Here is an 11,775-nt window from a genome sequence, read left to right on the forward strand (position 1 = left end):
ACGCAACCCCGGACGAGTCCGGCGAATGGGTGGTGGAGAGACTGTCTCCGTGACATCGGAACAGGAGCCAACCCCCGCCGACGGTCCTGACCGCTCTTCCTCCGGTGCCTCCGGGAAAGCCGAACACTCCGGGGACGCGGACCCCGGCTCGGAACCGGAGGAACACCGGGACGGCCCGAAGCCGGGCAAGACCCGCACGGGGCTGCGGGGGAGCAGGCTGCGCAGGGTCGCGATCGACACCCGGCCGCTGGCCCTGCCCGCGTTCCGGCGGCTGTGGCTGGGCCAGGGCGTGTCGTTCGTCGGGTTCCAGGTCACCGCCGTGGCCGTCCCCGTCCAGGTGTACGACATGACCAGGTCGTCGTTCTGGGTCGGCGTCCTCGGCTTCGTCAACCTCGTCCCGCTGATCGTGTTCGGGCTGTGGGGCGGCGCGGTGGCCGACCACATGGACCGGCGCAGGCTGCTGTTCGTCTCGTCCTGCGTCATGTGGGTGGCGACCCTGCTGCTGCTCGCGCAGGCGCTCCTCGGCGTCGACAGCCTCGCACTGATCATGGCGGTGGTCGCGGTCCAGGCCATCGGCTTCGCGGTGGCCTCGCCGACCCGCAGCGCGATCATCCCGCGGCTGATCGACACGCCCCTCGTCCCGGCGGCCAACACGCTCGCCTTCACCGCCAGCCAGTTCGGGATGCTCGCGGGCCCGCTGTTCGCCGGCGTCCTGCTGGCCCGCTGGAACTACGCGGCCGCCTACGCGCTCGACGCCGTGCTGTTCAGCCTCGCCCTCTACGCGGCGCTCCGGCTGCCGGCGATCCCGCCGCTCGGCGACATCACCGGTTCGCCGGGCCTGCGGTCGGTCTTCGACGGGCTGAGGTACCTGGCCACGCAGCCGGTGCTGATGATGTCGTTCGTCGTGGACATCATCGCGATGGCGATCGCGATGCCCCGCGCGCTGTTCCCCGAGGTGGCCGACACCCGGTTCGGCGGCGAGGGCGCGGTCGGCTGGCTGTTCGCGGCGATCGCGATCGGCGCGTTCCTCGGCGGGCTGATGTCCGGCTGGATCGGGCGGGTGCACCGCCAGGGCATCGCCCTCGTCGTGTCCATCGTGATCTGGGGTCTCGCGGTCGCGGCCTCCGGGCTGGCGGGGCAGTTGTGGCTGGTCGTCGTGCTGCTGGCCGTCGGCGGAGCGGCGGACCTGGTGTCGGCGGTCTTCCGCCAGTCGATGCTCCAGACGTACGCGCCGGACGAGATGCGCGGGCGGCTCCAGGGCGTGTTCACCGTCGTCGTCGCGGGCGGGCCGCGGCTCGGGGACGTCCGCGCGGGCGCGACCGCGAGCGTCGCGGGCGCGAGCGTGTCCTGGGTCGGCGGCGGCCTGGCCTGCGCGGTCCTGGTGGTCGTCGCGGCCCTCGCCGTCCCCGCCCTGCTCCGCTACGACACCCGCACGGCCCAGCCCGTCCCGGTCAACCCCGACCGTTGACTTGCGGCGTGTTGTTGTTATGCGGGCCGCCATAACACCATCACGCCGCAAGTCAACGGAGGGTGGAGGCGGCTACCTTCAGGTCGTCGACCAGGCCCCGGTATGTCGCTTCGCGGTCGTCGGCGCGCAGGACGGCGGACGGGTGGATCGTCGCGACGATCCGGGCGCCGGCACGGTCCGGCGGGGTGTCGCCGATCTCCCGGCCCGCCGCAGGCGTGCCGATCTTCTCCAGGTCTGGGAGAGGGAGCAGGTGGCCGCGCTGCCTGGTCACCCGGAACGAGGAGCCGAACAGGGCCTTGCCCGCGGTGGCGCCGAGCACGATCACGACGTCCGGGTCCAGGAGCCGCAGTTCGGCCAGCAGCCAGGGACGGCACGCGCGCATCTCGCCCGCGTTCGGCGGCTCGTGGATGCGCCGCTTGCCGCCCTCCTGCCGCTTGAACTTGAAATGCTTGACGGCGTTGGTGACGTACACCTCATCGCGCTCGATCCCGGCCTCCACCAGCGCCTGGTCGAGGACGCGTCCGGCCGGGCCGACGAACGGCAGGCCCTTGCGATCCTCCTGGTCACCGGGCTGCTCGCCGACGAACATGACCCGTCCGCCCGGGGAGCCCTCGCCGAACACGGTCTGGGTGGCGTTCTCGTGAAGCCCGCAGCCGCGGCAGCCGGCCGCCGCATGGCGCAGCGCGCCGAGGTCGGCCCGCTCCTCGGGGGTCTCGGGCAGGAACGGCTCCGCGTCATGGGAAGGTTTCGTGTTCATCTTGCGTTCCCTCGTACCCGGCTTGACGAGGATATTCGTGTGGCCCGGCGACGTGCGTCCCCAGCAAGTAGACTCGTGACCATAAGACTGGAGGGAGCTGTGACCTCACACGGCCTGATCGATACCACGGAGATGTACCTCCGGACGGTCTTCGAGCTCGAAGAGGAAGGGATCATTCCCCTTCGTGCGCGCATCGCCGAACGGCTCTCGCAGAGCGGACCGACGGTGAGTCAGACGGTCGCGCGGATGGAGCGCGACGGGCTGCTGCGGGTGGAGGGCGATCGCCACCTCGAACTGACCGAAAGCGGCCGCGGCCTCGCGACTCGCGTCATGCGAAAGCACCGTCTCGCCGAATGCCTGCTGGTCAACGTCATCGGGCTCCCCTGGGAGGACGTCCACATCGAGGCGTGCCGGTGGGAGCACGTGATGTCGGAGGACGTCGAACGCCGCCTCGTCGCGCTGCTGGACAACCCGACCACCTGCCCGCACGGCAACCCGATCCCCGGGCTCGCCGAACTCGGCGGGCACGGCGTCGCCGCCGACACCGCGCCGCTGTCGGTGATGACCGCGGTGGCCAGCCCCGGCGGCGCGGGCGCCGTGATCCAGCGGATCAGCGAACAGGTGCAAAGCGACAGCGACCTGATGCTTAGACTCAAGCAGATAGGGATACAACCGGGACGAGAAGTGACTCTTCGGGCTACCGATGACGGGGTGCGGGTGATCAGTGACGACGAGGCCGACACTCCCGCGACGGAACTGCCGCGCGACATCGCCGAGCACGTCTTCGTCAGCAGGCGCTGATCCGGCCGGCATGCGTGTCGGCGTCGTGCGAGGCCCCGTCTCGGCGGTCTATACCGAAGATCTCCAAGACATCGTGCCTTCCGGGCGTATCCCGGCGGCAGGTTCGTCGTTCAATACGACGGAGGGAACACGCACGATGTCCGTGCCGCGACGCCCGGTGATCATCGGCCGGGCGGACCGGACGGGGAGCGCGACTGGTATCGGGATGGGGAGATGAGCCACTGGGGGGAAGCGCCTGACGAGGCCTATCTGCCACCCGAGACCGTCCTGAACCAGATGGAGATGGCGGTCATCGTCTGCGACCGCTTCAGCAACGTCATCTACGGCAACTCCTTCGCGCGCCAGCTGTTCGGGTTCGGCGGAGACGACATCATCGGGCACTCCGTGCTCTCGCTGGGCATCGCCGAAGAGGACCACGAGCAGGCCACCGAGCTGGCCAAGCACGTCCTCAAGGGCGGCGTGTGGGAAGGCACGTTCTGCAACCTGCGCTCGGACGGCACCACCGTCTACACGCGCGCGCACGCGGTGCCGCTGCGCCACCCCTCCGGCGCCGTGGACGGTGTCGTGATCTTCGCGCGGGAGGCGCTGCGCTCCAACCAGCGCGAGCAGGACCGCTACGGCCTGATGGAACGCATCGGCGAGCGGCTCGCCGGATCCCTTGAGCTGGAGAGCACGCTGCGGCGCGTCGCCGACACGCTCGTCCCGCAGTTCGCCGACCACTGCTTCATCGACCTCTACAGCGGCGACCGGCTGTACCGGCGGGTGTCGCGGCACGCGGGCGGCTGGGAGCCGCCGCCCGGCACCTGGGCCGAGGTCGGCGAGCCCATCGCCTACCCGCGCGGGCACTTCGCCGAGAAGGCGATGAGCCGCCGCGACGCCGTCCTGGTCGAAGACATGATCCAGCACCGGTACGCCGCGCCGACCGAGTCGTCGCAGCGGCTCGGCAACGAGATGGGCATCACCTCGGTGATCTCGGCGCCGCTGCTGGTGCGCGGCGAGCTGCTCGGCGTGATGAGCCTGGCGCTGTCGAACCTGACCAAGCGGCCCGACCCGCACTACGACGGCTTCGACCGCGACCTGATGGGCGCGATCGGCAGCCGCGTCGCGCTCGCCGTCGACAACGCGCTGCTGTTCGAGGAGGAGCGCGACACCGCGCTCGCGTTCCAGAAGCACCTGCTGCCCGGTGACCGGCCGCCCCCGCTGGACGGCCTGCAGATCGCCTGGCGGTACGAGCCCGCCCGCCCGCTGGAGTCGCACGGGCACGGCATCCAGACGCAGGTCGGCGGCGACTGGTACGACGTGATCCCGCTGTCCGCGGGCCGCGTCGGCCTCGTCATCGGCGACGTCGAGGGACGCGGCGCCCGCGCCGCCGCCGTGATGGGCCAGCTCCGCGCCGCCCTGCGCGCGTTCGCGCAGGACGACAAGCCGCCTGCCGACATACTGCGCAAGCTGGACGAGTGGGTCCGCACGATGACGCGGCCCGAGCGGATGCGCTCCGGCTGGAACAGCGACGACCTCGTCCGGCCGCCGCTCGTGTCCTGTACCTACTTCGTGTACGACGCGTGGTCGCGGGTGCTGGAGTTCGCCAACGCCGGGCACGACCCCCCGTTCCTGATCGTCGACGGCCAGGTCGGCGAGCTGCCGTTCGAGAGCGAAGGCGGCATGCTCGGCCTGCGGGCCCCCGGGATGGGCGGCGAGATCCTCTTCAACGAGGAGACCAGCGAGCTGAAGCCGGGCTCCACGCTCGTCCTGTACACCGACGGCCTCATCGACCGGCGCCCCAAGGACGACGGCGACTACTACACCCGCGAGGAGTCGCGGGAGATGGTCCGCGCCGCCGTCGCCGAGGTCGCGCGCGGCGGCGTCGAGGCGATCGCCAACGCCGCCTACGAGGCGGTGCCCGGCGACATCGACGACGACGTCGCGATCGTCGTGATCCGCACCGCCGGTGACGAGCTGGCGGTCGAGGAGCGCACGTTCACCGCCGAGCCGATCATGGTGTCGGAGGCCCGCCGGATGGCAGCCGACGCGTTCGCGTCCTGGGGGATGCTGGACGAGCAGGCCGAGCTGGCATGCCTGCTGGTCTCCGAGGTCGTCACGAACGTCGTCCTGCACGCCACGGCCACGCCCGCCCCGCGCCGCGAGATGGTCGTGCCGGTCTCGGCCGGGACTCCGGGGCGCGGCGGCGAGCCGCTGAGCGCCCCGCCGCCCGTCCAGTTCAACATGAGCGACACGGGCTCGCTCGACGGCGACCTGTTCGAGGGCGGCGCCTTCTCGGAGGACGACTGGAACCTCGGCGCCGACCTGGGCCGCCGCGAACCGCCGACCAAGGAGTTCCGGCTCCGCCTGCGGCGCGGGGCCGACGCCATCTGGGTCGAGGTGTTCGACTCCGACATGCGGCTGCCGCGCATCCGCAGCGCGGGGGAGACCGACGAGGGCGGGCGCGGCCTGTACCTGGTCGACCAGCTCGCCACCCGGTGGGGCGCCCGGCCGACGGCGGACGGCAAGGCCGTCTGGTTCGAGCTGCCGCTGAGCCCCTGACGGAGTCCGGCGGGGTGAGGATCAGGCGATCGGTTCGGCCGCCACGTGCGCCCAGGACTGGGTGAACCACAGCTCGCCGCTGATGATGCGGGGTTTCGCGCCGGTGCGCCGGCCGCCGTCCACCTCGTCGATCAGCGCGGTGCGGATCCGGTCGGCCGTCGCCTCGTCGCAGGAACCGGCGAGCCACGGCTCCACGGGGCGTTCGACCGTGAACACGTCCAGCCGGCGGATGCTCCCGCCCGCCGAGGTGATCATTTCGGTGAGCCGGGCGATCGACGGGGCGCCGGGGTGGTCGGGGTCGCGCAGCCGCTGGATGCGGTCGCGGTCGGGTCCGGCGAGGTTGCCGCGCACCAGATCGGCGATGACGACCCGGCCGCCGGGGCGGCACACCCGCAGCAGCTCGCGCAGCGCGTCATGGGGGTCGCCCAGGCCGTGGAGCGAGAATCTGGCCGTCACCAGGGAGAACGCGTTGTCCCTGTACGGCAGTGCGGTGGCGTCCGCCTTCACCGAGGTGCGGTCGGGCCCCAGCGGATGCGGAAGCCGGTCCTCGCGCGTCACGGACGGCGGGACCGCGTCGCCGCCGGTGAGCCGCACCGGGCCCGTCCCGAACTCCACCGTGGACATCCGCGCGAATGCGCCGGACGGGTCGGACGACGCGGGCGCGGGCATGACGTCCACGGCGGTCACGTGGCGCACCTGCGGGCCGAGCGCCGCGGGCATGGGGCCGCTGCCGCGCGCCACGTCCAGGCACACGTCGTCCCGCGTGGGCTCGACGAAATCCAGAAGCCGGCGTAGATGCGGGGTGGTCGCGCCGCCGGTCTTCCAGGCGGTGGCCTTGTGCGGCACTGAAGGGTTTTCATCCGTCCTGACGCCAGGGGCCCTGACCGGTGCAGGCGACCGAGGATGAAAACTGTTCACTTGCGACTCCCTCGGCTCGGGCCGACTTCGCCGGACGGGGTACCGCTCGCGTCCGCCGCGCGGGGCACGGGCCCGGGCGCCCGGGATCATCCGGGCGCCGCACGTCTGCCTCGGCGGGGGCGTTGAACGGGCGTGAAGCCGGTTTCGCCAGTTATGACTCCCCTTCGGGGCCGTAAGTTCGGGATCGGCCGGACACAATCTCGTCCCATCTTCGCCGCCCCGGCCGGAGACCGCCGCGTGGGCCCCGTCAGCCCCTCAGGTGCTGCCCGTACATCGCCAGCACGACCAGGACGAACACGATGATCACCGCGAGCCGGGTGGGCATGGGGAGCCGGAGGCGCACCGCCGCCCAGCGCACGCAGAACGCGGCGAGCAGTGACACGACGACGAGGCTGAGGATGCCTTCCATGGTCACCTTCACTGTGTGGGGGAGTGCCGCCTCCTCGCCACGATAGACGTGTAAGGAACGGGTTACCCGCCGGTCGGGCCCGGAAGTGGGCCAGATAATCTCCCCCTGTGGCAGATGCGAAGGAAACAGACGGCCGCGACAAACTCGACGGCATGATGACCAACCTGGCGCGCGGGCGGGTCGCCCTCGGCCTCGCGGCGCTCGCCGCGCCCAGGCTGACCGTGAAGGCCATGGGCATCGGTGGCGGCGCCGACACGGGCCGCGACTACATGGTCCGGGCGTTCGGCGCGCGGGAGATCGCGCTCGGCGCCGGCTACCTGCTGAGCCGGGACGACTCCGGACGGCGGATGTTCGCGCGGCTCGGCCTCGCGGTCGACTCCCTCGATCTCATGAGCGGCATGAAGACCCGCCCGGGGCTGCCGCTGTGGGTGACGGCGGGCGCCGTGGCCGTCTCCGGCGGCGCGGCCGCGATCGGTGCGGCGAAGGTCGCCCGCGACCTCACGGGCTGACCCGGACCGCGGATCGCGCGGCCGCCGGCCGGTGATCTCCTCCGGCTGATGGGTAGACCTCCCCAGTCCGCGAACCGGAGGCATCGGCGGGGGACTGCATGACGGCGGGATCGGCGGGGAGGGCGGCGCACGGCGAGCAGGTCATGCCCAAGGGCAGGGAACTCTACGTCGTCCTCGGCGCGCTCATGCTGGCCATGCTGCTGGCCGCGCTGGACCAGACGATCGTGTCCACGGCGCTGCCGACGATCGTCAGCGACCTCGGCGGGCTCAACCACCTGTCGTGGGTGGTGACGGCGTATCTCCTGGCCGCGACGGCCTCGACGCCGCTGTGGGGCAAGCTCGGGGACCAGTACGGGCGCAAGCGGCTGTTCCAGGCGTCGATCGTCATCTTCCTGATCGGGTCGGCGCTGTGCGGGCTGTCGCGGGACATGACGGAGCTGATCGTTTTCCGCGCCCTGCAGGGCCTCGGCGGGGGCGGGCTGATGGTGCTCGTCGTCGCGATCGTCGGGGACGTGGTGCCGCCGCGCGAACGCGGCCGCTACCAAGGGCTGTTCGGTGCGGTCTTCGGCGTGTCCAGCGTGTGCGGCCCCCTGCTCGGAGGCTGGTTCGTCGACAACCTGTCGTGGCGCTGGGTCTTCTACATCAACCTGCCCATCGGCGTTCTCGCGCTGCTGGTCATCGCCGTCGTGCTGCCGAAGGCCGGCGAGCGCGAACGCCACCGCATCGACTACCTGGGGACGCTGCTGATCGTCGGCTGGGCCGTCGGCCTGGTCCTGGTGACGACCTGGGGCGGGACGAGCTACGACTGGATCTCCGCGCCGATCATCGGGCTCGCCGCGGGGTCCGTCGCGCTGATCGGCGTCTGGGTGCTGGTCGAGCGCCGCGCCGCCGAGCCGGTCATGCCGCCGCGGCTGCTCGCCGACCGGGTGTTCGCGCTCGGCTCGGCCGTCAGCTTCGCGGTCGGTTTCGCGATGTTCGGCGCGCTGACGTTCCTGCCGATCCTTCTGCAGGTGGTGCACGGCGTCTCGCCGACGCTGTCCGGTGTGCACCTGCTGCCGATGATGCTCGGCATGCTGGCCAGCTCGATCGGCTCCGGGCAGCTGATCACCCGGTACGGGCGCTACAAGATCTTCCCCGTGGTCGGTACCCCGCTCATCGCGCTGGCCCTGTACCTGTGCTCGCGGCTGGACGAGACCGCGTCCACGCTGTCGATGAGCCTGCGGTTCGCGCTGCTCGGCTTCGGGCTAGGCATGGTGCTGCAGGTGCTGGTCATCGCCGTCCAGAACGCCGTGTCGTACCGGGACCTGGGTGCGGCCACGTCGGGCGTCACGTTCTTCCGGCAGATCGGCGGGTCGTTCGGCGTCGCGGTGTTCGGCTCGATCTTCAGCAACCAGCTCGCCGGCCACGTGGAGGACCTGGCGCGGGTCCTTCCCCCTGGATTCGATCCGTCCGCCGTCCAGGGCAACCCTCAGCTCCTCGACCGGTACCCCGCCGAGGTGCAGCGGGGTGTCCTGCACGCCTACTCGGAGTCGATCGACTCGGTGTTCTTCTGGGCCGTCCCAGTAGTGGCCGTCGGGTTCGTGCTGACGTGGTTCTTGCGCGAGGTCCCTCTCCGCGCGACGTCGCAGACGCACGACTATGGAGAAGGGTTCGGTGCGGCACCGACCGCCCGGTCGTCCAGGCACGAGATCGAGCGCGCGCTGAGCGAACTCATGCGCAAGGACGCGAAGGCCCGCCAGCTCTACGAGCGGCTAGGCGCGCACGCGGGAGTCGCGCTACCGGCCGGGAGCGTCTGGGCGCTCTGCCGCATCGCCAAGGACGGGACGGTCAAGGGCCAGGATCTCGCCGAACGCGCCGGCGTCCCGATCGAGCACGGCCGCCCGTACGTCGACCGGCTCGTCGACGCGGCCTACGTGCAGCGCCGGGACGGGACCCTCGCCATCACCGACGCCGGCCGGGCCGTGGCCGAACGGCTCTTCGCCGCGCGGCGTGAGGGACTGGCTCGCCATGTGGACGGCTGGTCCCCCGAGGAACATCCGGAACTGGCGGACGTGCTGACCAGGCTGGCGGAGGCGTCCCTCGGCGACGACGCGGACGGCGACGTCCTTCGCCCCGACCCCGGTCCAGAGCCCACCGGACGCCGTGCCTAAGGTGGCCCCGAGACTCAGCTCACATGGCGTTGCGTCGCGAGCGATGTAATCTCATACTGACTGACCGAATCTCACTCGGTTTCGGGACGGAACCCCAAAATTTGGAGGCGTAGTGGCCGAGGCGTACATCGTCGGCGCGGTCCGTACCCCCGTCGGTACCAAGAAGGGCGCCCTGAAGGACGTCCACCCCGCCGACCTCGGGGCCCACGTGCTCAAGGAGCTCGTCAACCGCACCGGCGTCGACCCCTCCGCGGTCGAAGACAACATCATGGGCTGCGTCATGCAGGTCGGCCCGCAGTCCCTCGACATCTCGCGTACCGCGTGGCTGTCGGCGGGCCTGCCGGACACCGTGCCCGGCGTGACCATCGACCGGCAGTGCGGATCGTCCCAGCAGGCGATCCACTTCGCCGCGCAGGGCGTCCTGTCGGGCACCCAGGATCTCGTCGTCGCGTCCGGCGTCGAGCAGATGGCCGTCGTCCCCATGGGATCCTCCGTCGCGATGGCCCTGGAGAAGGGCATGCCCTTCCCGTACGGCGACGGCTGGGCCGAGCGGTACGGCCAGCAGGAGATCTCCCAGTTCCGCGGCGCGCAGCTGATGGCCGAGAAGTGGGGCCTCAAGCGCCAGGACCTCGAAGAGTTCGCCCTCGAAAGCCACAAGCGCGCCAGCAAGGCCATCGAGGCGGGCCACTTCGAGCGGGAGATCGCCCCCCTCGCCGGCCTGTCCAAGGACGAGGGCGCCCGCCCCGACACCACGCTGGAGAAGATGGCGGAGCTGAAGCCGCTCCGCGAGGGCTGGGACATCACCGCCGCCGTCGCCTCGCAGATCTCCGTCGGCGCGTCGGCGCTGCTCATCGCGTCCGAGGAGGCCGTCAGGAAGCACAACCTGACGCCCCGCGCCCGCATCCACACCCTCGCCGTCTGCGGCTCGGACCCGGTCTACATGCTGACCGGCCCGATCCCCGCCACGGAGAAGGCCCTGCAGCGCGGCGGCCTGAAGATCGACGACATCGACGTCTTCGAGGTGAACGAGGCGTTCGCCCCGGTGCCGATGGCCTGGGCCAAGGACACCGGCGCCTCGCTGGAGAAGACCAACCCGAACGGCGGCGCGATCGCCCTCGGCCACCCGCTCGGCGCCACCGGCGGCATCCTGATGACCAAGCTGCTGCACGAGCTGGAGCGCACCGGCGCCCGCTACGGCCTCCAGACCATGTGCGAAGGCGGTGGCCAGGCCAACGCGACGATCATCGAGCGGGTCTGACCCCGCTTCGCGAACTGCCCCTTGGAACGTCGCCTTCGGGCCGCTCCAGGGGGCAGTAACGTGTTCGCGGCCGGTGCGGACGCACGGCCGGGAAGGGGCCAGGGCATGTACGAGACGATCCTTTACGAGGTCGCGGATCGGGTCGCCCGGATCACCTTGAACCGTCCCGAGGCGCGCAACGCCCTCAGCGACCGGATGGTCGGCGAACTGCTCGACGTGTTCGAGCGCGCCAAGACCGACCCGGACGTCCGGGTCATCGTGCTGACGGGTTCGGGGGATCGGGCGTTCTGCGCGGGCGCCGACCTCGGCGGGCTGGGCGAGCACGGTCTCGCCTCGCCCGACGTGATCCGGGAGAGCGCGCCGTTCCGCCTGTTCACCGCGTTCCCGAAGCTCGGCAAGCCGATCATCGCGCGGCTCGCCGGGCACGCCGTCGCGGGCGGTCTGGGCCTGGCCGCCGCGTGCGACCTCGTGATCGCCGCGGACGACGTCAAGCTCGCCACCCCCGAGGTCAACGTCGGTCTCTGGCCCATGATGATCATGGCGATCGTCAACCGGAACGTCGCGCCCAAGCACGCGTTCAAGCTGTACTACACCGGCTCCCGCGTCACCGCCGCCGAGGGCCGCGAGATCGGCCTGGTGACCGAGGTCGTCCCCCGCGCGGAGTTGGACGCCCGCGTGGATGAGCTGGCCACCGCCATCGCCTCCAAGAGCCCGCTGGGCCTGCGCCGGGGGCGGGACGCCTTCTTCGCCGTCGAAGGCCGTCCGCTCGAAGACCAGGTGGCCCATCTGCTGGGCGAACTCGTCGGACTCGCCGCCACGGAAGACGCCCAGGAAGGCATCGCGGCCTTCCTGGAGAACCGTTCGCCCGACTTCGAAGGCCGCTGACTCAGCGGCCGCCCGGGTAGCCGCCCGGGGGATACCCCGCCGGCGGGTACGGACCGCCTTGGGGGTACGGAGGCTGGGG

General features: G+C 71.4%; 10 protein-coding genes. 7 read left to right on the forward strand and 3 right to left on the reverse strand.

Features of this window, described 5'->3' with window-relative positions:
* The first annotated feature begins 49 nt into the window (after positions 1 to 49).
* Positions 50 to 1,468 carry an MFS transporter gene (locus tag E1281_RS30495; RefSeq protein ID WP_131883178.1) on the forward strand — a complete coding sequence of 473 codons (1,419 nt, stop codon included), beginning with the start codon at positions 50 to 52 and terminating at the stop codon, positions 1,466 to 1,468.
* Between the two features lie 52 nt (positions 1,469 to 1,520).
* On the opposite strand, the gene E1281_RS30500 is transcribed toward E1281_RS30495, so the two are convergent.
* Positions 1,521 to 2,225, reverse strand: coding sequence for a UdgX family uracil-DNA binding protein (locus tag E1281_RS30500; protein WP_131883179.1), 705 nt, complete (start codon positions 2,223 to 2,225; stop codon positions 1,521 to 1,523).
* Positions 2,226 to 2,324: 99 nt separating this feature from the next.
* Here E1281_RS30500 and E1281_RS30505 point away from each other — a divergent pair, with 99 nt between their 5' ends.
* Together E1281_RS30505 and E1281_RS30510 are read left to right on the forward strand one after the other, a co-directional pair.
* A complete protein-coding gene (locus E1281_RS30505; protein ID WP_131883180.1) occupies positions 2,325 to 3,026 on the forward strand; it encodes a metal-dependent transcriptional regulator in 702 nt (233 codons plus the stop codon).
* Positions 3,027 to 3,239: 213 nt separating this feature from the next.
* Entirely contained in the window at positions 3,240 to 5,567 is a 2,328-nt protein-coding gene (locus E1281_RS30510) for a SpoIIE family protein phosphatase (RefSeq protein ID WP_131883181.1), read from the forward strand.
* 21 nt (positions 5,568 to 5,588) lie between these two features.
* Here the strand turns inward: E1281_RS30510 and E1281_RS30515 are convergent, their stop codons facing one another.
* Both E1281_RS30515 and E1281_RS40635 read right to left on the reverse strand, forming a co-directional pair.
* Complete coding sequence (locus E1281_RS30515) at positions 5,589 to 6,413, reverse strand: methyltransferase domain-containing protein (protein ID WP_243717593.1); 825 nt, start codon at positions 6,411 to 6,413, stop codon at positions 5,589 to 5,591.
* Positions 6,414 to 6,732: 319 nt separating this feature from the next.
* Positions 6,733 to 6,894 (reverse strand): hypothetical protein, encoded by a 162-nt coding sequence (locus E1281_RS40635; RefSeq protein ID WP_165959177.1) that lies wholly within the window; start codon positions 6,892 to 6,894, stop codon positions 6,733 to 6,735.
* 107 nt (positions 6,895 to 7,001) lie between these two features.
* Between E1281_RS40635 and E1281_RS30520 the strand changes: the two genes are divergently transcribed.
* The 4 genes from E1281_RS30520 to E1281_RS30535 all read left to right on the forward strand — a co-directional run bounded on the left by E1281_RS30520 (position 7,002) and on the right by E1281_RS30535 (position 11,696).
* Positions 7,002 to 7,403, forward strand: coding sequence for a hypothetical protein (locus E1281_RS30520; RefSeq protein WP_243717594.1), 402 nt, complete (start codon positions 7,002 to 7,004; stop codon positions 7,401 to 7,403).
* 98 nt (positions 7,404 to 7,501) lie between these two features.
* Positions 7,502 to 9,553: an MDR family MFS transporter gene (locus E1281_RS30525; RefSeq protein ID WP_131883183.1), complete on the forward strand. Its 2,052-nt coding sequence runs from the start codon at positions 7,502 to 7,504 to the stop codon at positions 9,551 to 9,553.
* Between the two features lie 112 nt (positions 9,554 to 9,665).
* The gene (locus E1281_RS30530; protein ID WP_131883184.1) at positions 9,666 to 10,811 is read left to right on the forward strand and encodes an acetyl-CoA C-acetyltransferase; all 1,146 of its coding nucleotides are present in this window, start codon (positions 9,666 to 9,668) and stop codon (positions 10,809 to 10,811) included.
* A 105-nt stretch (positions 10,812 to 10,916) separates the two neighbouring features.
* Complete coding sequence (locus E1281_RS30535) at positions 10,917 to 11,696, forward strand: enoyl-CoA hydratase-related protein (protein WP_131883185.1); 780 nt, start codon at positions 10,917 to 10,919, stop codon at positions 11,694 to 11,696.
* Positions 11,697 to 11,775 lie beyond the last annotated feature (79 nt).

This window comes from Actinomadura sp. KC345, assembly GCF_004348515.1.
Lineage (GTDB): Bacteria > Actinomycetota > Actinomycetes > Streptosporangiales > Streptosporangiaceae > Spirillospora.